This window comes from Stenotrophomonas maltophilia, from assembly GCF_047497515.2.
Classification (GTDB): Bacteria; Pseudomonadota; Gammaproteobacteria; order Xanthomonadales; family Xanthomonadaceae; genus Stenotrophomonas.
The window spans coordinates 82,825-104,796 of the sequence record NZ_JAXAXL020000001.1; the positions used below are offsets into that span (position 1 = coordinate 82,825).

At 62.9% G+C, this 21,972-nt stretch carries 40 protein-coding genes; 8 read left to right on the forward strand and 32 right to left on the reverse strand.

The window, feature by feature from the left end; translation table 11 throughout:
• Window positions 1-31: 31 nt before the first annotated feature.
• From ACMZPQ_RS00380 to ACMZPQ_RS00420, 9 genes are all read right to left on the reverse strand, one after another.
• The gene (locus ACMZPQ_RS00380) at window positions 32-1,054 is read right to left on the reverse strand and encodes an O-methyltransferase (protein WP_197580440.1); all 1,023 of its coding nucleotides are present in this window, start codon (window positions 1,052-1,054) and stop codon (window positions 32-34) included.
• Window positions 1,054-2,508, reverse strand: coding sequence for an ATP-binding protein (locus tag ACMZPQ_RS00385; protein WP_197580441.1), 1,455 nt, complete (start codon window positions 2,506-2,508; stop codon window positions 1,054-1,056). Before ACMZPQ_RS00385 ends, ACMZPQ_RS00380 begins: the two co-directional genes overlap by 1 nt.
• 228 nt (window positions 2,509-2,736) lie before the next feature.
• Window positions 2,737-3,318 (reverse strand): tyrosine-type recombinase/integrase, encoded by a 582-nt coding sequence (locus ACMZPQ_RS00390; RefSeq protein ID WP_312645749.1) that lies wholly within the window; start codon window positions 3,316-3,318, stop codon window positions 2,737-2,739.
• A 54-nt stretch (window positions 3,319-3,372) separates the two neighbouring features.
• The gene (locus tag ACMZPQ_RS00395; RefSeq protein WP_312645751.1) at window positions 3,373-3,834 is read right to left on the reverse strand and encodes a phage integrase Arm DNA-binding domain-containing protein; all 462 of its coding nucleotides are present in this window, start codon (window positions 3,832-3,834) and stop codon (window positions 3,373-3,375) included.
• A 2-nt stretch (window positions 3,835-3,836) separates the two neighbouring features.
• Window positions 3,837-4,037 carry a helix-turn-helix domain-containing protein gene (locus ACMZPQ_RS00400; RefSeq protein WP_049441206.1) on the reverse strand — a complete coding sequence of 67 codons (201 nt, stop codon included), beginning with the start codon at window positions 4,035-4,037 and terminating at the stop codon, window positions 3,837-3,839.
• A gap of 55 nt (window positions 4,038-4,092) precedes the next feature.
• Window positions 4,093-4,602 (reverse strand): DNA cytosine methyltransferase, encoded by a 510-nt coding sequence (locus ACMZPQ_RS00405; RefSeq protein WP_197580442.1) that lies wholly within the window; start codon window positions 4,600-4,602, stop codon window positions 4,093-4,095.
• 72 nt (window positions 4,603-4,674) lie between these two features.
• A complete protein-coding gene (locus ACMZPQ_RS00410) occupies window positions 4,675-4,884 on the reverse strand; it encodes a hypothetical protein (protein ID WP_197580443.1) in 210 nt (69 codons plus the stop codon).
• Window positions 4,877-5,029: a hypothetical protein gene (locus tag ACMZPQ_RS00415; RefSeq protein ID WP_197580444.1), complete on the reverse strand. Its 153-nt coding sequence runs from the start codon at window positions 5,027-5,029 to the stop codon at window positions 4,877-4,879. Before ACMZPQ_RS00415 ends, ACMZPQ_RS00410 begins: the two co-directional genes overlap by 8 nt.
• On the reverse strand, window positions 5,022-5,999 hold the full coding sequence (locus ACMZPQ_RS00420; protein WP_197580475.1) for a hypothetical protein: 978 nt from the start codon (window positions 5,997-5,999) through the stop codon (window positions 5,022-5,024). The genes ACMZPQ_RS00415 and ACMZPQ_RS00420 overlap by 8 nt, the downstream gene beginning before the upstream one ends.
• A gap of 74 nt (window positions 6,000-6,073) precedes the next feature.
• On the opposite strand from ACMZPQ_RS00420, the gene ACMZPQ_RS00425 reads away from it, so the two are divergent.
• Window positions 6,074-6,745: a hypothetical protein gene (locus ACMZPQ_RS00425; protein WP_197580445.1), complete on the forward strand. Its 672-nt coding sequence runs from the start codon at window positions 6,074-6,076 to the stop codon at window positions 6,743-6,745.
• 187 nt (window positions 6,746-6,932) lie between these two features.
• On the opposite strand, the gene ACMZPQ_RS00430 is transcribed toward ACMZPQ_RS00425, so the two are convergent.
• The 7 genes from ACMZPQ_RS00430 to ACMZPQ_RS00460 form a co-directional block, all read right to left on the reverse strand.
• Window positions 6,933-7,631 (reverse strand): hypothetical protein, encoded by a 699-nt coding sequence (locus ACMZPQ_RS00430; RefSeq protein ID WP_197580446.1) that lies wholly within the window; start codon window positions 7,629-7,631, stop codon window positions 6,933-6,935.
• Entirely contained in the window at window positions 7,628-8,041 is a 414-nt protein-coding gene (locus ACMZPQ_RS00435; protein ID WP_495495815.1) for a hypothetical protein, read from the reverse strand. The genes ACMZPQ_RS00430 and ACMZPQ_RS00435 overlap by 4 nt, the downstream gene beginning before the upstream one ends.
• The gene (locus tag ACMZPQ_RS00440) at window positions 8,028-8,171 is read right to left on the reverse strand and encodes a hypothetical protein (RefSeq protein ID WP_312645755.1); all 144 of its coding nucleotides are present in this window, start codon (window positions 8,169-8,171) and stop codon (window positions 8,028-8,030) included. Before ACMZPQ_RS00440 ends, ACMZPQ_RS00435 begins: the two co-directional genes overlap by 14 nt.
• A 133-nt stretch (window positions 8,172-8,304) precedes the next feature.
• Entirely contained in the window at window positions 8,305-8,517 is a 213-nt protein-coding gene (locus ACMZPQ_RS00445; RefSeq protein ID WP_312645757.1) for a hypothetical protein, read from the reverse strand.
• Entirely contained in the window at window positions 8,514-8,753 is a 240-nt protein-coding gene (locus ACMZPQ_RS00450) for a hypothetical protein (protein WP_197580448.1), read from the reverse strand. Before ACMZPQ_RS00450 ends, ACMZPQ_RS00445 begins: the two co-directional genes overlap by 4 nt.
• Window positions 8,750-9,076: a hypothetical protein gene (locus ACMZPQ_RS00455; RefSeq protein ID WP_197580449.1), complete on the reverse strand. Its 327-nt coding sequence runs from the start codon at window positions 9,074-9,076 to the stop codon at window positions 8,750-8,752. Before ACMZPQ_RS00455 ends, ACMZPQ_RS00450 begins: the two co-directional genes overlap by 4 nt.
• A complete protein-coding gene (locus ACMZPQ_RS00460) occupies window positions 9,073-9,219 on the reverse strand; it encodes a hypothetical protein (protein ID WP_197580476.1) in 147 nt (48 codons plus the stop codon). The genes ACMZPQ_RS00455 and ACMZPQ_RS00460 overlap by 4 nt, the downstream gene beginning before the upstream one ends.
• On the opposite strand from ACMZPQ_RS00460, the gene ACMZPQ_RS00465 reads away from it, so the two are divergent.
• Both ACMZPQ_RS00465 and ACMZPQ_RS00470 read left to right on the forward strand, forming a co-directional pair.
• Window positions 9,209-9,589, forward strand: a complete 381-nt coding sequence (locus ACMZPQ_RS00465) for a hypothetical protein (protein ID WP_312645760.1) — start codon at window positions 9,209-9,211, stop codon at window positions 9,587-9,589. The genes ACMZPQ_RS00460 and ACMZPQ_RS00465 overlap by 11 nt on opposite strands.
• On the forward strand, window positions 9,579-9,812 hold the full coding sequence (locus ACMZPQ_RS00470) for a hypothetical protein (protein ID WP_197580450.1): 234 nt from the start codon (window positions 9,579-9,581) through the stop codon (window positions 9,810-9,812). The genes ACMZPQ_RS00465 and ACMZPQ_RS00470 overlap by 11 nt, the downstream gene beginning before the upstream one ends.
• Here the strand turns inward: ACMZPQ_RS00470 and ACMZPQ_RS00475 are convergent.
• The gene (locus ACMZPQ_RS00475; protein WP_197580451.1) at window positions 9,781-10,656 is read right to left on the reverse strand and encodes a hypothetical protein; all 876 of its coding nucleotides are present in this window, start codon (window positions 10,654-10,656) and stop codon (window positions 9,781-9,783) included. The genes ACMZPQ_RS00470 and ACMZPQ_RS00475 overlap by 32 nt on opposite strands.
• 198 nt (window positions 10,657-10,854) lie before the next feature.
• Complete coding sequence (locus tag ACMZPQ_RS00480) at window positions 10,855-11,397, reverse strand: SOS response-associated peptidase (RefSeq protein WP_414486082.1); 543 nt, start codon at window positions 11,395-11,397, stop codon at window positions 10,855-10,857.
• 526 nt (window positions 11,398-11,923) lie between these two features.
• Here ACMZPQ_RS00480 and ACMZPQ_RS00485 point away from each other — a divergent pair.
• Window positions 11,924-12,289, forward strand: a complete 366-nt coding sequence (locus ACMZPQ_RS00485; protein ID WP_197580452.1) for a hypothetical protein — start codon at window positions 11,924-11,926, stop codon at window positions 12,287-12,289.
• A 241-nt stretch (window positions 12,290-12,530) separates the two neighbouring features.
• Here the strand turns inward: ACMZPQ_RS00485 and ACMZPQ_RS00490 are convergent, their stop codons facing one another.
• Together ACMZPQ_RS00490 and ACMZPQ_RS00495 are read right to left on the reverse strand one after the other, a co-directional pair.
• Entirely contained in the window at window positions 12,531-12,956 is a 426-nt protein-coding gene (locus tag ACMZPQ_RS00490; RefSeq protein ID WP_312645763.1) for a GNAT family N-acetyltransferase, read from the reverse strand.
• Window positions 12,957-13,066: 110 nt separating this feature from the next.
• Complete coding sequence (locus tag ACMZPQ_RS00495; RefSeq protein WP_197580454.1) at window positions 13,067-13,576, reverse strand: DUF3011 domain-containing protein; 510 nt, start codon at window positions 13,574-13,576, stop codon at window positions 13,067-13,069.
• 242 nt (window positions 13,577-13,818) lie between these two features.
• Between ACMZPQ_RS00495 and ACMZPQ_RS00500 the strand changes: the two genes are divergently transcribed.
• Complete coding sequence (locus ACMZPQ_RS00500; RefSeq protein ID WP_197580455.1) at window positions 13,819-14,214, forward strand: hypothetical protein; 396 nt, start codon at window positions 13,819-13,821, stop codon at window positions 14,212-14,214.
• A gap of 23 nt (window positions 14,215-14,237) precedes the next feature.
• On the opposite strand, the gene ACMZPQ_RS00505 is transcribed toward ACMZPQ_RS00500, so the two are convergent.
• Window positions 14,238-14,930 carry an aspartate/glutamate racemase family protein gene (locus ACMZPQ_RS00505; RefSeq protein WP_197580456.1) on the reverse strand — a complete coding sequence of 231 codons (693 nt, stop codon included), beginning with the start codon at window positions 14,928-14,930 and terminating at the stop codon, window positions 14,238-14,240.
• A gap of 153 nt (window positions 14,931-15,083) precedes the next feature.
• Here ACMZPQ_RS00505 and ACMZPQ_RS00510 point away from each other — a divergent pair, with 153 nt between their 5' ends.
• Both ACMZPQ_RS00510 and ACMZPQ_RS00515 read left to right on the forward strand, forming a co-directional pair.
• On the forward strand, window positions 15,084-15,725 hold the full coding sequence (locus tag ACMZPQ_RS00510) for a LysE family transporter (protein WP_197580457.1): 642 nt from the start codon (window positions 15,084-15,086) through the stop codon (window positions 15,723-15,725).
• Between the two features lie 94 nt (window positions 15,726-15,819).
• On the forward strand, window positions 15,820-15,993 hold the full coding sequence (locus tag ACMZPQ_RS00515; protein WP_197580458.1) for a DUF1328 family protein: 174 nt from the start codon (window positions 15,820-15,822) through the stop codon (window positions 15,991-15,993).
• Between the two features lie 22 nt (window positions 15,994-16,015).
• Here the strand turns inward: ACMZPQ_RS00515 and ACMZPQ_RS00520 are convergent, their stop codons facing one another.
• The 4 genes from ACMZPQ_RS00520 to ACMZPQ_RS00535 all read right to left on the reverse strand — a co-directional run bounded on the left by ACMZPQ_RS00520 (window position 16,016) and on the right by ACMZPQ_RS00535 (window position 17,550).
• Window positions 16,016-16,348 (reverse strand): SMR family transporter, encoded by a 333-nt coding sequence (locus ACMZPQ_RS00520; protein WP_197580459.1) that lies wholly within the window; start codon window positions 16,346-16,348, stop codon window positions 16,016-16,018.
• Window positions 16,349-16,361: 13 nt separating this feature from the next.
• Entirely contained in the window at window positions 16,362-16,934 is a 573-nt protein-coding gene (locus ACMZPQ_RS00525) for a TetR family transcriptional regulator (protein WP_197580460.1), read from the reverse strand.
• Window positions 16,935-17,019: 85 nt separating this feature from the next.
• The gene (locus tag ACMZPQ_RS00530; protein ID WP_197580461.1) at window positions 17,020-17,253 is read right to left on the reverse strand and encodes a DUF1653 domain-containing protein; all 234 of its coding nucleotides are present in this window, start codon (window positions 17,251-17,253) and stop codon (window positions 17,020-17,022) included.
• A gap of 12 nt (window positions 17,254-17,265) precedes the next feature.
• On the reverse strand, window positions 17,266-17,550 hold the full coding sequence (locus ACMZPQ_RS00535; RefSeq protein WP_197580462.1) for a hypothetical protein: 285 nt from the start codon (window positions 17,548-17,550) through the stop codon (window positions 17,266-17,268).
• A 396-nt stretch (window positions 17,551-17,946) separates the two neighbouring features.
• Here ACMZPQ_RS00535 and ACMZPQ_RS00540 point away from each other — a divergent pair, with 396 nt between their 5' ends.
• A complete protein-coding gene (locus ACMZPQ_RS00540; RefSeq protein ID WP_197580463.1) occupies window positions 17,947-18,204 on the forward strand; it encodes a hypothetical protein in 258 nt (85 codons plus the stop codon).
• Here ACMZPQ_RS00540 and ACMZPQ_RS00545 read toward each other — a convergent pair.
• The 7 genes from ACMZPQ_RS00545 to ACMZPQ_RS00575 all read right to left on the reverse strand — a co-directional run bounded on the left by ACMZPQ_RS00545 (window position 18,173) and on the right by ACMZPQ_RS00575 (window position 21,893).
• Window positions 18,173-18,706: a response regulator gene (locus tag ACMZPQ_RS00545; RefSeq protein WP_197580464.1), complete on the reverse strand. Its 534-nt coding sequence runs from the start codon at window positions 18,704-18,706 to the stop codon at window positions 18,173-18,175. The two genes, ACMZPQ_RS00540 and ACMZPQ_RS00545, sit on opposite strands and share 32 nt — an antisense overlap.
• A 96-nt stretch (window positions 18,707-18,802) precedes the next feature.
• On the reverse strand, window positions 18,803-19,273 hold the full coding sequence (locus ACMZPQ_RS00550; RefSeq protein WP_312645777.1) for a pilin: 471 nt from the start codon (window positions 19,271-19,273) through the stop codon (window positions 18,803-18,805).
• A gap of 94 nt (window positions 19,274-19,367) precedes the next feature.
• Window positions 19,368-19,826, reverse strand: a complete 459-nt coding sequence (locus ACMZPQ_RS00555) for a pilin (RefSeq protein WP_312645779.1) — start codon at window positions 19,824-19,826, stop codon at window positions 19,368-19,370.
• 168 nt (window positions 19,827-19,994) lie between these two features.
• Window positions 19,995-20,405, reverse strand: coding sequence for a pilin (locus ACMZPQ_RS00560; RefSeq protein ID WP_312645781.1), 411 nt, complete (start codon window positions 20,403-20,405; stop codon window positions 19,995-19,997).
• Window positions 20,406-20,551: 146 nt separating this feature from the next.
• Window positions 20,552-20,914, reverse strand: coding sequence for a hypothetical protein (locus ACMZPQ_RS00565; RefSeq protein WP_008266506.1), 363 nt, complete (start codon window positions 20,912-20,914; stop codon window positions 20,552-20,554).
• Between the two features lie 63 nt (window positions 20,915-20,977).
• A complete protein-coding gene (locus ACMZPQ_RS00570) occupies window positions 20,978-21,349 on the reverse strand; it encodes a roadblock/LC7 domain-containing protein (protein ID WP_197580466.1) in 372 nt (123 codons plus the stop codon).
• Window positions 21,342-21,893, reverse strand: coding sequence for a GTPase (locus ACMZPQ_RS00575; protein WP_197580467.1), 552 nt, complete (start codon window positions 21,891-21,893; stop codon window positions 21,342-21,344). The genes ACMZPQ_RS00570 and ACMZPQ_RS00575 overlap by 8 nt, the downstream gene beginning before the upstream one ends.
• Window positions 21,894-21,972: the final 79 nt, after the last annotated feature.

Here is a 21,972-nt window from a genome sequence, read left to right on the forward strand (position 1 = left end):
CTCCGGCCCGATGGTCGCCGGCCGGAGCGTGTCAGATCTCGACGTGCTGGAAGCGGGGGAAGAACCGCTGGTACCGTCTGTATAGTTTTATTAACTCAATCTCTCCGCCAACATTCTGGACATTTCTTAGATAGTTAAGTTTGACGGGCAGCTTGTTGCGCCCCCCCATTACAGCTTGGTCGAGGTGCATACGCTCCCTGAGGGTGAGATATGGCGCAGCGGACACGTTCTCGATCTTGTCCCAGCCGTCCGCGTAGAATGCCCATTTTCTCAATCCTGTAGCATCAAGAAACGCCTTCACATTATCGTCCTCAAGTACGATGCCTGTAACCGTTAGCATCGTTTGGCCGTCGGCGTAGCTCACAGTTAGCAGAGGAAGAAATGTCTTGCCGGAGCGACTCGTCGCAGCGAGTGCGGCCAACTTGATGGCGGAGTGAATTGCCTTGGGCAGCTCTCTACCCTTGGTAGAGTCCTCATTGAGATCAGCAGGCGCAAAATCTCCTAGAAGCTGACGAAGCTTGCTCAGCCGCCTTGCTCTCAGGCTAGGTTCCTGCTCACCTTCACGCATGTTGCCCAGAGCAGATGCATGGGCATTCACGGTGAGTCGAAGCACGTCGCCCGCGTTGGCCAACCCGATTAGGCTTTGAAGGGACTGGAGCTGTCCAGACAGCTCTTCAGATTTCTCGAAGTCGAACCAAATAATCTTCCTAGCCGAGGCGGCCACCTTGTGGTCACGCAGATGAGCGTCGAACTCGTCCACAAAGTCCTTGGCATCGATTTGTAGGCAGCTGATCTCCCTCAGCGGGCGATTGAATTGCTGTTGCAGAAAGACGTTTGCATCGTTCTCGATCGATATCATCTTCGACAAGCCAAGTGCGGCATGAAGTGCTCTGTGATCCTCCATGCACGGACCGCCAAATCCGATGTAAATTGCCTCACGTAAGGAGCCTGCTTTGGAGCCTTGGCGATCAAGCAATTGAAGTAGTTCAATGAACAGACTTCGGTCAATGAATTTTCCGGGTCGAAGTTGATACGAGAATGCCTGGACCGACATTACTGGCCTTCCTCTTCGAACACCCGTTCGAAGCAAGCGAGTCCGACGTCTGAGGGCGAGACATTCGGCTCGTCGAAAAGCGCCATTGAGAGGAGCTCAATCTGGGCTCTAGGCCTAAAGAAGGTAACTCGAACTTCTTTCTCCACTGTTGGAGGAGAGGGGAGCTTCGGCGAGTACTTCGTGCCTCCGGCACCTTTCGCTGACGCGCGAATAATAGTCCGGTCCGAAGCAGGAATATTGGCGACTATGGAGTCAAGTGAATGCAGGTCAGACGATTTGTATAAGTTATCGCGGTCCTGATGGAGGCGCTTCCAGCGGTTTGTGAACTTTGTGAAATACTTAATTCCCTCGCGCATGAAATCCTTCGTTATTGAGAATACTTCTGAAGAAGGATCGATGCCGCGTTTGGTCGTGGTCAGGGGGAGTTTGAAAAGATCCGTTGACTGCATCACTACGATGCCAGATATAGCAATGAACTGGCTGTGGTACGCGGGCACACCCGCCTCGCCCCAGCCCGTGAGTCGAGTCTTATCCCTATAGACTACGACGCGATCATTGCAAACAATCGTCCAGCCGGCGTCATCTTTGCTTGCCCGTTCCTCTTGCTCACGCTCGACTTCGTCTTCTGACGGAAGGTTTCTATATAGACCAACCGCAATCGTGACTGCAACGCCTTGGATGTTCGTTTCCACCACGAACGGTGCAATTCTGCCGCCAGCGGCCGACTTGCTCCCCTTTTCATTCATTAATAGTCGGAATTGGGTAGGCCTGACCGCGACCCCGTTGATTCGGACGGTGAATCCCTTGGAGATGATGATTGAATAGTGCTGTGAGACGAAGGTTGAAAAGTCTTCGACGAACGAATCTTTGCTGGGGTCGAAGCGACGAGCGATTTCGGGGCGAAGGTCCGTAATTGAGATTATGGTTCCTTCGGCTTTCATTTGTGCAAGTGGCACTTTCCGGATTGGCAGATTCCACTCATCCTTGTTTGCAAGCCAAGCTTTTGAAATGGTGACCGCAAACGCGTCGTCGCCATTTCTGGACTTCACCTCAGTATTCTGCCCAATTTTGAAGATGGCGCGCTTCATCCCGATGCCATACATGCCAACGGTAGCCGCGTCGTCAGAGTGCCCTGGTGGTCGCCCCATGTGAAACGCTTTGCTGCGCGCCAGTTCTAGTGGAATGCCGCCGCAGTTGTCCTCAATTTCGAACTTGTTCTTATTTATGGTTATGTTTGCATAATACTTGGAGTATGGTTTGGTGCTGGGTTTCTTTGACTTAATTCCGCGCACGATTCCGTCGACGCAGTTGTCGAGCAAGTCAAGAATTGCATCCCCCAGTTCAATGTCTCGCGTGAGCATCTCAACAAAGAAGTCCTTGTTCGGAGCTGCGCTGACTTCAGTGGGAAACCCGTTCTTTTTGGAGTTCCCAGCCTTTTTTGCTGACGTAACCATGCTGCCCCCTCTAGCAATGCTGGCCTTACGCCTCGGTGGCGTAACGATACGTAGTCTGCCACTTGAAGAGGGAACAAGGGTGTAGGGGAATTCCTACAAAGCTAGCGGTACTGTCCACAGCCGATCACGCGCGTTACTGCGGGCGCTGGATGCGTGATCGGATTGCCATTGATTCGGGCAAATGCTCATTCCGTTAGATAGTCATAGCCTGTCCCGAATCGTAAGCGATCACCGGACTAGGTCCGCACCTGCGTGGACTTCCGTCCAAGGCGCGTCGTGGCCGTCCAAGTAGTGCTCGGTCATCGACTTGGAAGCGTGCCCCATCAATACTTGCACCTCTTCGGTCGTCCAGCCCGCATCGCGCAACAGCGCGCCGCCCAAGCTGCGGATCTCATGGAAGGTTGGCGGCGCTTCGCCACCCACGCCGGCAGCATCGCGTGCCTTCGCGAACGCACGCGACAGCTGCTCGGGCAACACCTGCGTGTGGTGCGCTCGGTCCTTCGCGCGCTTGTCGCTGGGCCTGGCCTTCTCCGGCAGTCGGTGGATCACGAACGGCGAAACCACGTCATCGCGGCATCGCGTCAGCAGGTCGAGCAGCGGCCCGGCCACGGCGATCTGTAGTCGAACGTTCGTCGAGCCCTCGGTTTTCGACGGTACCATCCACAGGTGGCCGTCACGAACGTCGGAGAACTTCACCGTCACCACGTCCTCGCGGCGCAGCAGCGTCACCAGCGACAGGTCCATGGCGTTGCGCAGCCAGGGTGCGGCCTGGTCCCATATGGCACGGTACACGTCGAGCGTCAGGCGCACGCGCTTCCGCTCGTGCTGGAACCGGCGCGTCGCCAGAGCGGGGTTTGTATCTATCTAGCCTTCTTCCACGGCGCAGGCAAGGATCCAGCCCAACACCAGCCGGAACTGCTGGCGCGCGCGGTCGGATTCGGTCACCTCGCGGATGAAGGTGGCGCACACCTTCACCGTCACGTCGGCCACTGCCTTCGAACCCAGCCCGGCCTCGATGCGTCGGATCACGCTTTCGTAGACCTCGGCCGTCTTCGGCGCCCACTTCCTGCCGGGCACGTCATCGCGGCGGAACACGACAATCGCATCAGCCACCGTCTCGCCGGGCGTGATGACCCGCGCGACCAAGTCGTTGGTGGGGATCAGCAGCGCGTTGAGCTTCTTGGCCGCGGCGAACGCGCGGGCTTGGTCGGTGCCCATCCACGTCTCTTTCTTCGTGACCGGGTGCCGGTACTTGAACCCCTCCCGATTGGGATACAGGTTGGCCGACCATCCCTGGCGGCTCTTGCTTCGTTGTCTCGGTGCCATCGTCAGGCTGCCTCACCCAATACTCGCGCGACAAGATCATCGCCGCCGGCGAGCCATTCGTGTTCGTCGATGAACCAGGTGCCGCCGACCTTGCGGCCGGGCAGCTTGCCCTCCCGCAGCAGCCGCTGCAGCACCTGCATAGACGGGCGGCTGCCTTCTTCGAAGTAACGGGCCAGCCACCGCTCGGGGGTCATCAGTTGCATGCTGGTCTCCTTCAGTTCGTGGCCAGCGCGGCGCGCAGCTGCTCGGTGGCGGTGTTCATGCGGACATCCTCCGCAGGTGCAGAATTGATCCCCACTGGTCCGCCATCGCTGCAGCAATGCCGGGATAGGTCTTGCTGCGCTCTTTCCAGCGGTCAGGCCCGGGCGCCATGCGGTGGGTGCGATCCTCTCGGCCTTCCACGATGTTCGTTGGAGTCAGGCGGGGCAGCCCTTTCAGCCACAGCGCCGTAGCCTTGGTTTCCCCGTGCCCGAACTGCCAAGGCTGAATAACCTGGTCCGGCTGGCGCCACGTCGAGGACACGATGCAAACCGGGTTCTCAATGGCGATCATCGGGATATCGACCTTCGCCAGCATCATGAAGAACGACACCGCCGACTGCTGCCTGCCATCCATGCGCTTGGCCTCGAAATGCCGCGCGCCACTGACCGACAGATGGGTGCAGGGCGGGTGGGCGATCATCAGATCCCACGGGTAATCCAGCACGTCGCGCACGTCGCCCTGGTAGTGCGGTCCAGGAATATCCGTCGGTAACAGGTCACAGCTCATGGCCTCGTGCCCCCCCAAGGAAGTTATCCCGGACAGCGCCGCTGTACTCACAGGCGATCAGGACTCGCATCGTCAGTCCTCCTTTGCCGCATAGAGCTTTCGCAGTTGGATCCCCCGCACAACACCCGGGGCGTCCTTCTGCAACCGCTCAAGTTCCATATAGAAATCCCGGCCAATCTCATGCCACTTGCTAAGGCCGCCAGTGTCTGCGGGGAGTTCGTCGCGGCGTTGGTACGCACAGGGCTGCGGGTCGCAGATGATGAAGTCCGGCTTCTTATCCATGAGCGCACCTCCGCCAGCACCAGCGCAGCCCATTTCGGGCGGCGCGGCATGCGCGGCTGATCGCCCACAGGGTGTCGATGTCGGCCATGAACCCGGCCAGGGCGAACATGTGGACCATTGCAGCGGTGAGCAGCTGGTCAGCCATGGCAGTTCTCCACCCGGCGCGACTGCGTGGCAGAATGCTGGCGAGTCCACAGGGGGATCAGGGAATGAAGTGGTTTGATGGAGTTTTTCGGTGCAGTCCTTTGGGCGTCGATGACTGCGTGGTGTGGTGGGATGCAATTGCCGCTTACGCAGGCGTATCCGCTGCGATCGGAACTTGGGTGGTCGGTTTCATTGCCGGCGTGATTGCGCTGATGACTTATCTTCATCGAAAGGGAGAGGTAGACGCAGGGCTGCTTGGTGAGTTCGAGAGAAAGAGAGCTCAGCACCAGCGCTGGGTGATGGACTTGGAGGCGGCAACATATGCGCAAGCCCTGGTGCACAGTTTTGAGGCTGATCTTTTGCCGACGATTCTCTCCAAGAGAGCGTTCCGGCCACTGATAGATTTTTTTGGAGTTTGTGAGGATTCTTTGCCCGTCAATCCTCTTGTGCCTGATCGCTATGTCTTCGAAGAGTCGCAGCGTGTGCAGCTTTTTCACATCGAACATAGCCTCCGGCGCGTACGCAGTTGCATTGCGATTTGCCGCAGCCGTTTTGACGCGTCGAACATAGAGGTTGCGGCTATTAAAGACGACTTTCGTAGTCTGAAAGACTGGGTTGACGCGCTCCACCAAGAAGTGAGTAGCTTCTTGCCAACTGCTTCTGCGATGGCGCCAAAGCGCTAGGATCGCTATCCAAACGCCGCGCGAGGCCGCTGACCGCAGCGCCACCATATCGATGTCGTCCACCTGGTCGCTCAGGACGCGGCGCCCCCGGCGCAGTTGGCCGGCGATCACAGCACGGTTTTTATGGGCAAGAAGGGTTTCCGCGTGCATGGGCATTGCACGGCGGTGGTCGCGGCGGAACAGGCGGTAGGTGAGGGCGTGGTCGCCCAGTGCCTTGTCGATGGACCGGCCCGAGGCGAAGCCTCCGGTGCGCTTCGGCAGCCGGCAGTCGTAGCGGGTACCGGTCATGGCAGAATCGGATCCATCATGGGCATGGGGAAACGGCGATGGCGATATGTCCGCTCGCGGTGGATTGGGGAAATGTGGCCGACTGGGCCGCGGTCGTTGTGGGCGTAGGCGCGGCAGCTGCCACCACTTTCGTGGCGGTGCTCGCGCACGGAACATCGAAGCGAGCGACTGAGATAGCCGAAAAGGCAACGGAGATCGCTGCTCAGCAGCACGGCGAGGCAGTCAAGCTTCGCGAGGACACTGCAGGGATACTCGGACGTTTGATGCTTGTGGAGATGACCGTTCTTCCCGGGCGACTTGCAGCGACGCTTAAAGCTCTTCACGCCGCCATCGAGTGGGAGACTGCCGCCATGGGAATCAAGAGCGGACACGCGCTAGTCATTGCTTTGGATGAGACTGCTCTGAGCTTCGTAGCCGTTGCCGAGACCGTTGAAGACCGCATCCACAACTTGCCCAATGCATTGGGTCCTGACGCTGGGACCCTGATTGGCGCAAGCCGATCGCTCAACGATCTTGCAAAGCGAATGCGAGCAAAAATTCGTGTCACCCAGGATCCCGAGGATCTGGGCGGAAAATCCCATGTTCTCTATGCCGGTGCGTTCAGCGAGTTCCGCGGCTTGCGGAAGCAACTCAGCTGGATGCTGAATGCGTCGATCCAGTACGCAGGCGACTTCCAAGATTTTGTCGGCGTAGAGCGGACAGACTACACGGACCTGCGCGCGCTTATTGACCCGGAACCGAAGTAGGATCTCGAAGCCATCCGCTGCACGCCAATCTTCGCTCACGCCGCCACTCCCAATGCCACCAGGTCGATCATGTCCATCTTGTCGCGCAGGTAGTGGTGCAAGGTCGCTCGGTTGGCGCGATACGGTGATGGGGTGACCGCCGCCGCCAACGTCGTCGTACGAAAACGTAAGGCAAGCGTTTGTGCAGTCAGCCATGATCGGCTTTCCTGGCTTCCATCACGACGATCGCAAGCGGCTGCACGAACCAGGCAGCGAGGCCGTCCTCGGTCTCGCCCAACCAGACGAGACGCCAGTCATCGCCGGGTTCCTTCGGATTCCAGTCGTGCAGCTCCTGCGCCGCGCTGAAGATTCCAGATCCGATTCCCTCTTCGGAAAACTCGCCCTCGATCACGGCCAGGTCGAAGCCCTGCGCAAGGAAGAGCGGTTGCAGCGATACCTCGCGACCATCGGCCCACGCCGGTACGTCCGGATGGCATAGGATCTCGCCGTCGGCATTGCGCGCTGGGAGGCGACTCGGGTGGTACAGGCCGCGCCACGGGTCCGCCGGATCGACGGCGGTGCGGGACTGATTCCTGACCAGCTCCAGCAGCTCGGTCGCTTGCGCCAACCGGGCCCGGGCGGTATCGCAGAGCGGCGTGTCGCCGTCCTGCATGCTGCTGCGCAGAGTCGAGACATAGGCGGTTACGGCGGGTTCGAACACGCGCAGATCCTGCATGCGAGGAAGGCGGTGATGCAGATCACGCAGCGCGGTCTGGGCCTGGGCGAGCGTGATCGTCTTCGCCTGGTTCGGCAGCCACACGGCCTCGACCGCGATCGCACTGATCGTTTCGAATGCGTCGCGCAGGACGGGGCAGTTCATGGAGAGAGTGGTGACTTTCTCGGTCATCGGCGTGCCTGATCAAATTGGGTATCGGTGTTGACGAAAGCGCCAGCGAGCGCATGCGCTGTGGAGGCCTGCTCGGCGCCAGCAGAGCGAAGGGGGAAGGGCGCGGCGTGGCGATAGCGCCGATTGGGGTCGTGGGCAAACTCGCCACCCTCGATACGGATCACCTGGTACTCAGGGAACGCCTCATCCGGCGGCATTGCGCGTGCCTCCACCATTAGCGCGACAAAGCGCGCCTGCCATTCGACCGGTATCGACTGCAGCGTGCTGCGTGGCACAGCGTGATAGGCGGCGCGGCTCAGTCCGAACGCATGCCACGCAGGGCCATCGGAGTAGGTGCTGCCGGGCCTGCCGGGTTCAGTGACGGTCGCTGCGTGCAATTCGCTTCTCATGGTTGCCTCAGTCAATGTCATGGGCTGCCATGCGCTCCGCATAGCTGCCGTGGTTTGCCGCGTGCCGGCTCATCAGCGGGCGAAGTGGTGTATGTCCCAACACCTCGATGTGCCCGCCCGCTGCGAGGAAGGCGTCCAGCTCGTCGGCCAATTGCTGCCGGTCCAGTGCCCGATGTCGGATCGTGGTCGCCGCGTCACTGACGCCTGTAAGCGGACCTGGCGTGCTGGCCGGCTGCACCCGGGCAGGTGCCGCGCGCAGCGGGGCAATTGCATGCTGCGTGTGGCTAGAGAGGCGCCAGACCCCCGCGCACGCCCGAGCGGTGGCATATGGCCTGCCCGCTGCGCGCCAACCCCTTCAGCGTGTAGCCGATAGCCTGGTGCGTGCTGTTGATGCGGCCAGCGGTCTTGATCTGCTCGACCGTGGCGCCCAGCGGGAACATGGCGAGGACGTTGCGCACTTCGGCGGCACGGCCGGTCTGCTGCGGGCGTGCGCTCATGCTCGGGACTCCGCGATCAGTGCGCGCATGGCCCAGCCGTGGTGCATCACCTTGGATGAGCTGTCGGCGACAGCATCGGGGTTCTCAGTCAGGACCAGTGTGTTATCCAGCGGATAGCTGCTGTGCCCATCCCAGTCTTCAATCACGGCCTGTAGGCCGAAGTGTTCGCGCAGTTCCTGCGCGTTGGCGTTATTGCCGCACAGGTGCGGCCCATAGATCACAACAGAACGGCTCATGCGGGGATTCCTCGCGTGCGGCGCGTAGCGCGGTTGATGGGGGAGATCGACCGAACGCGCACGCCCTGGCGGTCGAGCCAGCGGTGCGCGGCCTGTGCGGCAAGTCGGTTGAGGGAAAACGTGACGCCGCCGAGGGTGAGCGAGTGGTGCGATACCCCCACGCTCCGGCTGGCGCTGGCGGCGACCTTCAGGAGCGACTCGCGCGGCGCGGCGGTGTAGAGGCCGGCCCATAGCCAGCCCTGGCACACCATCAGCACGAGCGACTCGCCTTGATGGCCGGTGGCGAATTGCTGCTCCACTGGCAGGATGGGCTGCACGCTCATGCCGTGAGCGCCAGGTCGCGTGCCTTGGCGATCTCGGCCTCTGCGGCAGCAAGGCCTAGATCGGTCAGGGTCGCCTTGCGCGGCAGCTGCGGGTCGTCGTACCGGATGCGCAGCGCGCCGCTGTACGATGCAGTGCTGGTCACCGGTGAGCTGCCGGGGAAGGGCATCACCTGCAAAGTGCGCAAGGACGGCGAGGCAGGTCAGCTGTTCGCGCAACAGGTCAGCAGTCCGCTGATCAATGTTGCTGCTGCCGGCGCCGAGCGCGGTCGGAACATCCTCAGCGATCGCGGTGGGCAAGCCGCTGTCGACCTCACCATGCCGCTGTTTCCCAATCCACTTAGACCAGGTGAGGTCGGTCCTATCATGCCGTTGGACTTGGTGGAGGTCGTTGACGCTGCGGGGAGATGGCACGGGCAGTGCGAATCGCTGCGCGTTGATGTTGTGATCGATCAGCAGGCAGTGGTGATCGAGCAGACCGTAACACTTGAGAGGCACTACAGCGATGCGGACTGATCTTTGGGATCAATTCGGCGAACTGGTCAGCAGCAGTCCTCGACTGCTGGCGACCGTCACCGCACACAACAGTGATGGCACCAGCACGCTGACGACGTATGACGACGTACAGATGCGGGCGTTCGGCCAGCTGCAGCTAGCATTGCCGTACAACGTGTGGGTGCGCGGAGGCAGGCTGATCGAGGCCGCTCCTAATCTTCCCGTGCTTGAACTGTCGATCTAGTCGGGTCGTCGGCCTCCGCCCGGCAAATCTTCTCTGGATCTGTGACGTTTCTCCAGTCAATCACGTCCACCGCGACTGTCAGTAGGAGAATTAGTGCTCCCCACACAAAAAATACCGTGCTCGCCCACTGCTTGAGCCTTTGAGTGGGGCGTGATGCTCGCCTGACCAAGTACGCGAGGATGCTCTCCATCATCGCAATTCCGAGGCAAATCCCGGCCAGCCATGTGTGATAGTACATTGGGGCGGGGCCACTAAATGCTATGGCCATTTTAAAGCTCGTGGCCAAATCTACGCCTGCTATTGCGAAGGGAAGCTGCGTAGAGAAAGCTATTATTCCGTTGAATGGCTTGTGGAGACTGGCGAGCCGTTCGATGTTTGGGGAGAAGGGGGCGGATACTATGGCAATGAGCACCAGGGAGCTGACCGAAATGAGCACTACCGACGCAGCCATCAGCGGAACTGAGGAGAGTCCAGACAATGCTTGAGTTGCCACTTTCGCTATGTCCGCCCGGGCATAGGCTTCGGTAAGTAGCAGAAGGCCCGAGGCGAGCCCAACGGAAAGGTATGAAACCAGCGAGGTGTACAGGAAGTCAAGTAAAGGGTCCTTGAGCTCACGCAATGGCGGAACTAAGGGGTCTGGTTTGAATGAATCATTTTCGATGTGCGATTTTGTTGTCGTGGCTGTGGAGTCGTTATTTTGGGATGTTTGCAGTACTCCGCGCCTAAATTGTTTGCGTGCCCAGAATAGGAAGGTAATGGCTGCCGCTGCGGTGATGAGTCTCGATATTTTGAGCTTCTGCCTTTCTCGACGGCGGTTCTGCCTTTCAACTATTGTCTCGTTCATCCGTTGCCACTACTCCTCCATGTTCGCTCACAGGCCAGCGGCCGGCGTCCTTGGAACTTTAGTCCAAAATGTTGTGGGTTCCGCCCTTGCGCCGCTGCCGTTGGATCACAACATCCGCGGAGGCCGATGGAGAGGGAGGGATTTCGGAGGGCCGCTCATCAAAAGCTGGGACGACAGCCGCCCACACTGGCGCGGGCATCACGCGGACTTCTGGAGCAGGTCTTCGCAATTGTTGCGCGGTGTATTTACCGCGCGGCTGACCCGGTACGCCTCCATCGCCGGCGGCTCGCTGGCCAGCAGCATGGCCATGGCGTCGTCGGGGCTGGCGGCCATCCACTCATCGATCTGATCGGCCTGCAGCCACACAGGCATGCGGTCGTGGATGTCGGCCGAGACCCCGCTGCTGTCTCCGGTGATGATGGTGAAGGTGCCAAGGTTGCCATCGGGCAGCAGCGGGCTGGAGTCCTCCCACAGGCCAGCGGCCAGCAGCGGCCGGGTGGCGTGGATGAACCACGGATCCTTCTTGCCGTCCTCGGGGCTCACCGACCACTCGTAGTAGCCGGCCATCGGGATCACGCAGCGACGCTTCTTAAAGGCCGACCGGAAGGCGGGCTCGGTGGCCACCGTCTCGATCCTGGCATTGATGGTCGAGCCCTGCAGACCCTTGGCCTTGGCCCGGAACGGCAGCAGGCCCCATGCCAGTCGGGGGACCTGCCGGCCTTCGCCGCGGTCCAGGATCACCGAGGCGCGCTGCGTCGGCGCCAGATTGTAGCTGGCTGGATCTCGGCCAAGCCGGGGCAAGATCAGCCAGCCCCAGCTGGCCGAAGTCGATCACGGGGAGCTGGACGAATCGGCCGCACATGGCCGCAGGGTAGTCCGGCTGGCCGTGCCCGGGGCGTGTAGGGACAGCCCGACCCAACAGGGCGAGGTTGCCCGATGGTGTCAGCCGGCCAAGACGGGCATCCTGACCTTGCCGGATCCGGGGCCGCAGGCTGCTCAACCCGGGGGGCGCGTGAGCAGCGCCGCCCCGGCACAGGGTCGACTATGGCTCGACTCTGCCCGAACGATTCAGGCAGGTTGCTGGCGCGTTCGCAGGATCTGCGACCGCCGGTCGTATCCTTCCGGTCATGCATACCTCGCACGGCTACCAAGGTTTCCGCACCGCCCCGATCCCCTATGGCTGGGTCCAGACCGGTGAGCGCTCTGGTACAACGGCCGCGAGACGGACAGCGTCACGCCTGATGACGGTCCCGGAGTCAGGTTATGGATGGAAGGCCAGAAGATGTGGCAGGTGAAGGAAGTGCGCGCCGCCAGCGTCCGCCAGGCGAAGCGCTACGCCGAGCGCTGGTGCGCAGCACGTCTGTATCCCGAGCTGCCTCTGCGTGAGGCCGTCGCCCGGCTGACCGACAGCACGCCGATCCAGTTGCGCCGTCCACTGCCCGGCCTGCCGCCGACCCGCGAGCAGCAGCAACAGGCTCGACGCCTGGCCGAGGCTGGGTCGAAGGAGATTGAGCGGATCAAGGCAGCGCTGGAGCCGCGCAAGCCGCCGGGGGAGACGAAACCTCGAGCGAGGGACGTCCGCAGCAAAGCGTGGGTGAGGGCAGGGCTGGAGCAGATGCGGCGGGGTGTATAGGAGGGCGGAGCTGCACCCTATCTGCGCGTAAGTGATTGATCGGATTGGGGCGCAATCTGCACTTTTGGGGTGTTCCCAGTGGGGCAGAATTCCTTTCTGATCAACAGGGTATGCCCATCTGTGACGATGCCTGGGGGGCAGAGGGTCGTCGGTTCGAATCCGGCCGTCCCGACCACTGTGATGAATCAAGAAGCCTGCGCCGCGATGCGTGGGTTTTTTTTGTGCGCGTGGCGCAGCGCGATCACTCACCGGCGAACCGGTAGATCAGCTCCGGATCGCCCTCGTCCAGGCCGTGCACGATGCCGCTGTCGACGAAGCCCGACGCAGCAAGCAGGCACTGCATGCCGCTGTTGGAGCTGTTGGTGGAGGTGAACAGCTTGCCGCCGCCGCGTCGCGCAATGGCGTGGCGAAGCAGGGCGGCACCGATGCCCCGGCCGCGCTGCGCGTGCGCCACCATCAGCATTTCAACGAAGGCTTCGCCGAAGAAGTGGTGATGGATGACCAGATAGCCGACAGCAACGCGATCCTGCTCGGCCACGTGCACTTGGCCCTGCGCCAGCCACTGGCCGATCTGCGTCGCCCGTCGCGGGTCGTGTGCTGCCACACTGTCCAGCGCGATCAGCGCGGCGGCATCGACGGGGCGGGCCTCGCGGATCTGCAGCGTCATCGTGGCGGGATCCGGCGATGTCATCAATCGTTCCTCGGGCGGTTGCATGCAGTCTATCGAGCGCGCCGGTCGCGATCACTGATCCGTCGCAGCCAGCGCGTGGCCGGCAGTCAAAAGACCCGGAACTCGGCACGACAGCCGTCGCTGACCCACACGCCGCGGCGGTCCCAGCCCCAGTTTCGATCCTCGATGCAGGCCGTCACCGACTTCTGCTTGACCAGGCGGACCTCATGGCGCACGCGGATGCGGCATTCTTTTTCCTTCTTCTCGTACGACTCGCACACCAGCCGTTGGCCATCATCGTCGCGCTCATGGCCGCGGCCGCGTCCAGGCCAGCGACCGTAATCGTCGGCGACGAATTCGGCGCGGCAGCCGTCGGTGACCCACAGCATGCGGCGGCGCTGGCCCCAGTTCTGGTTTTCCACGCAGCGGGTGACCGACAACTGCCTGGCCAGGCGCATCGGGCCCTCGATCGGGCACTGTGCGGTCTTGTTGAACTGCGATTCGCAGCGCAGTGGCGGCAACGCGTCGGCGTCGTAATCGCGGGCGGCCACGGTGGTGGCGGCCAGCGAAAGGGCAAGGGCAATGCCGCCGATGGGCAGCAGCAGGCGATGGATCATTGGGGGCCTCGGGTGCGGGAACGGGCGGCAAGAATGGCGCAGTCCACGCTGCCCGGAACGGATCGCTGCATCCTGGGCTCAGGGGGGATTTAGTAGTGCGCGCGGGTCCATGCAGCGGCTTACATCCCGTATCATCGCTGCACATCCGGTCGCATCGGGTTACACCTTTTTACATGTCTCCCACGCCTGTCGGCGCGGCCTGTGGCTGCCGTCACTGGCGTGTGCGCGGCCTGTGGAGGACGATGCGCGGACCACGACGACCACAGGGGGTTGCGTTGATCAGCAGTATCGTCATTCATCGCTCGGCGGGCGGAGACGCTGCCGAGGTGTGCGTCCTGGACACCACGTTCAAGGGCAAGCATGTGTTCGTTGCCTGGGGCCTGCGCGGGCTGGAATTGACCCGCGGCGCAGAGCCGCCAGCCACGGCGGCCGCCCGCATCGCGTTGCAGGCCGTGGCCAGGCAGGCCGAAGGGCCGCGCAGCCCGGAGGCATTCATTGCCAGCCAGTCGGGCGTGGCGATCACCGTGTACCGCCTGCTGACCGAGGCGCGATCGGGTGATGCCGTGTTCTTCCTCTGTGATTCGCAGGCCGTGGTCGACTGGCTGGTCACCGCACTGGAGATACGCGACGCGGACTGATTCCGCGCACGTATCGCTGTGCCTCAGGCCAGCGCCGCGTCCACCGCAGCCAGCGCATGCAGCGTAGTGGTGTCGAACAGCGGCACCGCGCTGTCCTCCGGCCGCACCAGCAGCATGATCTCGGTGCAGCCGAGGATGATCGCCTCCGCGCCACGCTCGACCAGGCGCGCGATCACTGCGGCATAGGCCTGCCGTGACTGCTCGCTGACCACGCCGGCGATCAGTTCGCGGTAGATGATGTCGTGCACGTTGTGGCGATCCTCCGCGTCGGGTATGAGGACCTCCAGGCCGAAGCGGTCCTGCAGCCTGCTGCGGTAGAAATCCTGTTCCATGGTGAAGGCGGTGCCGAGCAGGCCGACCCTGCGCGCGCCAGCCTGCACGATCGCGGCGGCGGTCGGGTCGGCGATATGCAGCAGTGGCAGCGGGCAGTCCGCTTCGATGCGGTCGGTCAGCTTGTGCATGGTGTTGGTGCAGACCAGCAGCAGGTCGGCGCCACCGGCCTGCAGGCGCCGTGCGGCATCGGCCATGTGGTCGCCCAGCGCATCCCAGTCGCCGTCATGCTGCAGCTGCTTGATGCCGGCGAAATCCACCGACCACAGCAGCAGCTGCGCGGAATGCGCGCCACCGAGGCGCCGCCGCACCTCCTCGTTGATGAGCCGGTAGTACTGCGCCGAGCTTTCCCAGCTCATGCCGCCGATCAGGCCGAGGGTCTTCATGCCGTGCTCCATGCCAGGGGCTGCCATTGCAGCATGGATCGCCGCCCGGGTGGGGCGCGGGCGATCTGTAACCGCCGGTTCCATGCCGGGCTGTATGTGCCACAGGGTAGCGCTGCAGCCTATGCTTGTGCAGTCTTCTGGAGTGGATGTCGAATGGCCCTGCACACCTGGTGGTGGTTCCTTGCCACCGTATTCGTCCTGTGCGGTACGCCGGGCCCGAACATGCTGCATATCCTCGGCCGCAGCGTCGGGCTCGGCTTCCGTGGCAGTGTGCCGGCGATGGCCGGTTGCCTGTTGGCGATGCTGCTGGTGCTGGCGGCATCGGCCGCCGGCCTGAGCGCGCTGCTGCATTCCTCGCCGATGCTGTTCGAGGTGCTGCGCTATCTCGGCGTGGCCTATCTGGCCTGGCTGGGCCTGAAAGCGTGGCGTGACAGTTGCCGGCCGGTGTCGCCGGTGGCGGTGGACGCTGCCGAGCCGATGGCGCGGTCGCTCGGCGCATGGACCGTGTTCCGCGGCGGGATCCTGGTCGGGCTGAGCAATCCCAAGCTGCTGTTGTTCGCGACCGCGTTCCTGCCGCAGTTCGTCGATCCGTCGCGTGGCCAGGCGCTGCAGTACAGCGTGCTTGTCGCCACGTTCGCCGCCTGCGAGCTGTTCTGGTACGTGATGTACGCGGCCGGCGGCCATGGCCTGCGCCGCTGGTTGGCCAAGCCATTCGCGCAGCGCTGGTTCGAGCGCCTGGTGGGCAGCGTGTTCCTGGCATTTGCGGTCGCGCTGCTGCGCTTCCGTCCGCGCTGATTCACGCCGCGCACGCGGCCCGTTCACGAGTACGGCATCGGCGGCGGCCTAGCCTGATCCCACTGTTTATAGTCCCCGTGGGGAAAGGATCGACATGATCAAGTGGGCCATCATCTTCGCCGTCATCGGCATCATCGCCGGCGTGCTCGGCTTCGGCGGCATTGCCGGTGCCGCCGTCGGCATCGCCAAGTTCCTGTTCTGGGCCGGCCTGATCATCGCCGTGGTGCTGTTCCTGATCGGCATGAGCGTAGCGAAGAAGGTCAGCTAGCCGTTATCGCGTGGCAGCGCGTTCAGTGCGCGCTGCTGCGCGAGAACAGATTGATCACCAGCACGCCGGCGCAGATCAGCCCGATGCCGACCAGGGCAGGGGCGTCCAGGCGCTGCTTGAATACCACCAGACCGATCAGCGAGATCAGCACGATGCCGACGCCGGACCAGATCGCATAGGCAATGCCGGTCGGCACCGACTTCATGGTCATCGACAGCAGGTAGAAGCACAGCCCATAGCCGACCAGTGCGCCCAGCGTCGGCGCCAGTCGGCTCATGCCATCGGATGCTTTCAGCAGCGACGTGGCGATGACTTCCAGCACGATGGCGGCGGCGAGGTAGGCGTAGGGGTTCATCATCGGCTCCGGTTCACTGCGGGTCGCACAGCTTCAGGGCCTGCTCGGCCATCGCCCGTGCATTGATGCGTTCTTCTTCGTCCAGTGGCCGCCCGTAGGCGGTGGCCCAGTAGCCGTCCGCGGCGCAGCGTGCGGCATACAACCGCGGATCACCGGCCTCGTCGGGGAACTCGGCCAGCATCGCGCGCTTCCAGTCGCGCCAGTGCGCAAGCAGGCCTGGTTCCATCAGGTTGCCCAGAGTCAGGCCGATGTCGTTTTCCTGCTCCTGCTGCAGCAGGTGCTCGAAATTGGCCTGCACGTAAGCGCGGCTGAAGCGGCCATGGCCGGGTGGCAGTTCCTCGAGCAATGCACGTACCCGGGCTTCGAACTCGCCGATGAGGGCGCCGACGGCCGCGTCGACCAGCGCCTGCTTGCTGCTGAAGTGATGGAACAGCGCGCCCTTGCTGACCCCGGCTGCGGCGGCGACGTCCTGCACGGTCAAGGCAGCCAGCCCGTGCTCGGCGATCACGTCGATGGTGGCCTGCAGCAGTGACTGGCGCACGCTGTCGGGCGCCTTGCGGCGCGAGCGGGAGGGAGATGCGGACATGGCGGAAAGAAACCGACTGGACGGTACGATTGTAGCGCAGGCCTGGGGCCGGGCAGCAGCTGCCGGCCGTGCCGGCAGAGCCGATTCAATCGTCGATACGCGCGAAGCGCGGCTGCGGCCCGCCGCTGCCGGGGACCTGCTCGACGAACATCGGGTAGGGACGTACCCACAGCCCACCTTCGCCATAGAGCGCCCGGTACAGCACCAGCGGTTCCAGCGTCTCGCTGCTGCGGACAATGCCGATCACTTCGTACTCGCCTCCCTTGAAATGACGGTAGCGGCCGGGCGCGAGGGTGGGCAGCGGACTCAATTCAGCCATGATGCGCGCAGCTCACGTGCGCGCCGGGCTGGCCGGCTTGGCGCAGTAGGCATCGATGGCTTCGGCGGTGTTGGCCAGGCCTTGGGCCTGTGCCAGTTCCCACGGCCGCTCGCAGCGCTGGCTGTGCTCGCACCACTGGTAGCCGGCCGAACCGATGCAGCCGTGGGCGTCACGATCAGCGCCGACCTTCGGTGTGGCCGGTGAGCGGGCCGCCGCATCGGCGCTGGCGGCCGCCTGATGCGGGTTGGCGCAGGCGGACAGGACCAGCAGCGCTGGAATCAGAAGAAGCGCTTTCATCGGGCGGACTCCATGCCTTTAAAGCAACAGTTTCCGCCCGGGCTCAGCCGGCAGCAAGCGCTCAATGCATGGCGGCGCGGATCAGTTCCTCGATCAGCACCAGATAGCTGGCCACGAAATAGAACTTGAGCAGCGTCCCGCGCTGCTGCGAGATGAAGGTGCGCATGTGGAAGGGGCCCCTGTTAGTGACGATAGTGTGAAGCCGAACTGACTCCGTGACAAGGATCACGGAATGAACAGGCTAAACAAGCTCAGGGATGTGATGAGGGTCAGGTTCTGACACCTGCGTGCGGGCTTTTCGTACTTATCTGATAGGACCGCGCTGATGGGCTGGCTACGGTGACGGCATCAGCAAAGGGGCAACTGTCCCTGCGCGTTTCCCACAAGGAGCGTCTCATGGTCATTACCGTCAAGTGCAGTGCCGCGCAGTGGTCCCTGCTGGACCCCGCCGCAGGTGTGGCCGAAGCCTTCAGCAGTGGCGCCGCTGCGTTCGACGCTGCGGTTGACCGGGCCAACGCCTACCACCGCCGGACCGGCCAGGGCAGCACGGTGCGGGTGGAGGCCCTGGGCAACAGCCTGGACGCCGTGCTTTTCGAGGCGCTGCCTGCCACTGCTGCACCAGCTACCGGGCTGCATCCGGCGCCTGTGGTGTAACGCCGGTCGATCCCTCGCGCAGTGCCTGGCTGATGAAGCGGCCCAGCCACACCGGGTTGACCGTCTTCGCGTAGACGTGCCTGATCTGCGCCGGCAGCTCGCGATCCTGCAGTACGCGCAGGGGTTGCTGGGCCAGGACCAGGATGAGCAGGTCGCTGCGCAGGCAGCAGATCTGGCGCAGCAACGGCATGCCATCGGTCTGGCCCAGGGTGGGCATGCACGGGTCGACGACCAGCACCTTGCAGTCCGGGTTGGCGATCTGCATCAGGACCTCGGCGGGCGAGCGGGCTTCGCCGGGCACTTTGCCCTCCAGATGAGGCAGGACGCTGCGCACCAGTTCACGACGGACCCAGGGGTTGGGATCGGCGATGACGAGGGTGGGGGCGAACGCGGCAGGCACACCGGCTGTTCTGGACAGCCGGACTGCTGCAACCGGGAAAATGTCCCTCGGGATGTTTTGTGTAGGCATGGTGCGGAAGTAACTGACGTGCTGGACCGCCATGTATCGACGCTGGGGACAGGGCAAGGCGCGCCGGATCCAACGCACTGGCAATGGCCGGTGCTGAATCCCGTTCCGGAGACGATGGAAGGGCGCCGCTCAGGAGCGACAGCCTTCCGGCAGCAGGCTCTTGTCTTCAATGTCGCTTGTGCAGCGCCACTTCAGATCCCTGTCCAGTACAAGGTCTATCCTGCGATTGCCGCCATAGGCCGCATGCGTTCCCACATAGCAGATCATCCGGTATCTCAGGTCGCCAAATTCCATCTGTACGGTGAACCCGCTGCAGTACTTCGCGGGCGTTGGGAGGCCGAGTGATTCGGGCGTTACCGATATGTCGTACAACAATGTGCCTTCGGCCAGGATGGCCTCTACGCCGGCTTTTCCCGGTGCCAACTCTGCGAGTGCAGCGGCCAACCTGGCCTTGACCGTGAATCGTTGGTACTGCGGCAGTGCGATCACGCCGAGGATGCCGATGATGGCCAGGACCACCATCAGCTCGATCAAGGTGAAGCCCCTCGGCCTCATCGACGCCACGTGATTGCGGTCAGCCTCTTTGCTGGATGAATTCATTGTTGTCCTCTGCCCAGTGCGTGAGATACAGAACGCCAAGGGAGTCCTCACGTCCTCTGTCAGGACTCCGAAGCTGCAGATGCGATGAGATTTATCAGGACCTGCAGGCTGCGGGCAGCAGCGTCTGATCGTCGATGGTGCCTTCACACGTCCATGCACCGAGTTCATCCCTGATCAGGCTGAGGGTCCCTCCGCCATAGGTGTTGTCCAGCTGCAGGTCGCACTGGATCGTCACCGAGTCGGGAGCATTGAACGGCAGGGAAATGGTCGTGCAGCGGGAACTTTCGCTGGGAAGCCCGGAGTCTGCCAGGGTGGTGCTCAGGGATTCGCCAGACTCAGCGATGGCCGATTCAATGCCCACCTTGCCTGGCGCAATCTCAGCCAGCGCCGCAGCCAGTTTCGCCTTCGCCGAGAAACGCTGGTACTGCGGCAACGCGATCATCGCCAGGATGCCGATGATCGCCACCACCACCATGAGTTCAATCAGGGAGAAACCCTTTTGCCGGGAGGCGCGCATGCCTGTGCGCGGGGCTGGGCCGAATGCGGTATTCATGATAATCCTCTGTGACGTGGCTGATTCGTTGGTCATGGCCGCGAAAAATGATTCGTGGCGCAGCCATAGAAAATCACGCATGCCCCAGTCGGGATATTCCACAATTCGTAAAATCGACTTTCTGAGGCGCCTGGGATGGCTTTTTACAAATAATCAGACGCCGCGCTTTCATTTCGCAGGGAATTTCAGCGAAAACGAATGCACATCAGGAATGTGCGCATTGCACCGCCACTCGCCGGAAGCGGTGCGCGACCACCGGACACTGCCGCGCAGGGCGGCCGTTCCGCGTAGCTCGCAGGACAGCACGGCCTGTCCCGAATCGGGCAGCGAGGCGCGCAGATGGCTGCAGTGCGCCGCACTGGCAGGCAAGCCCAGGTGCTGGTCGGTCAAGGTGAGATCGCCCGCGGCGTAGCTGGCTTCGACGGCGGTGATGGCGCCGCCCAGTGCGTTCGCGGCATCGCGCAAGCGCATGCGGCTGGCAGGGGCGTGTGGGGCGGGCGCAAGCAACAGGATCGCGTAGATGGCGACCAGCGCGACGGTAATGCCCACCGTGGCCCAGGGCGGGTAGCGTGATGACACGTCGCGTGCTGCGTGCGCTGACGATCCAGCTGGCATGCAAGGAATTCCCGATGGCAAGTGAGGTGTGCAGGGCGCACTCGCAGGCCGGGGCCGCTCTCCCCAGAGCAGCCCCGGCGTTCCCATCCCCCGTCTGTCTTTGCTGCGTGCTACAGCGCCAGCGAACTTTCCACGTCCAGTACCATGCGGCGGGCGAGGGCGAGATTTGCCTTCTGCCGGTCCAGTACCACGTAGAAGAACAGCCCCTTCTTGGCCGACACCGGGCGCAGCACGTGGTACGCACGTCCCAGCGTGATCAGCACGTCTTCGATGTTGTCGTTGAGGTTCAGCGCTTCGGCGGTTTTCATCTTCGCGCGCAGCACTTCGGTGTTTCCTGCGGCCGCCAGTTCCATGTCCACGCCCGAACCGGCTTCACCCAACAGCATGCCGCTTTCGTAGTCGACCAGGGCAACGGCTTGCGCGCCGTTGATCTGCATGAGCGTGTCCAGGCATTTATTGATTGCGATATTCATTTCAGTGGTCCGTTGCGGGTGTGAGGGGGTGAACAGGCGTCTGAGCAGTGAGAGGGACATGCATCAGTTCGTGCTGTCGGCCAGGGCACGCACGCACTGCTTGGCATGCCAGAGCACATTGCCGATGACACAGCGGTGGTCGCAGGCGGTCATCAGCAGGCGCGGTTGCTTTCCGGGAATGGCGAGCATCAGCACCTTGCCGTCGGCGGCGTCGAGGATCAGCGTGTCGAGCTCACCGAAGTGCAGTTCGCGGCCCAGTGCACTGGCCAGGCCGAGCATCGAGCTGGTCATCGCGGCCAGACGATCGGCGACATGGCCTTGCGGGCCGGCCTGGGCCAGTGCGAAACCATCGGTGCTGGCAACGACGAGGGCCTGGATGCCGATGACGTCGCGTACCAGCGCGTCCAGGGGTGAAGTGCGGTCGGTGTCATGCATGGGTGACCGCCATGGCATTGCATTCGATCTGGCTCATCAGCAGATCCATCGCGGTGATGGCCTGTGCCATGTCGCGTGGGTCCAGTGGCAGCGCAGGCAGGTGCGGTGCATGGTCCTGCAACCAGTCCTGCCAGTGCGGCTGTACCGGATCATCGGTGCTGCCGTATCGGGTGAGGCCGATGACCACCGGCAGCCCCGGCGCGCTGTCTGCGATCGCCTTCAGGTGCTGCCCGGCCAGCGTGCTGTCCACGCCGGCGCTGCCATCGATCAGAACGATGGCGCCTTCGGCACCGGCCAGCAGGATCGGCCAGAGGTATGAGAAGCGTTCCTGCCCGGGCGACCCGTACAGGCGCAGGCGATCGCCGCCCGGCAGGTCGATGTCGCCATAGTCCATGGCCACGGTGGTGTATTGCTTGCCCACGGCGGGGTCGGTATTGCGGGCTTCGGTCACCACGGCTTTGCCCCGGGTCAGGGTCTGCACCAGGGTGGACTTGCCTGCGCCGAGGGGGCCCATCACTACGATCTTGTGCTCACGCACGGTCATGCACTCCAGCGGATGCGAAGTTGTCGCCACAGATTGACGAGGCCGTCGGTGGGCGAGGGACGCACGGGCGCGTCCTCGC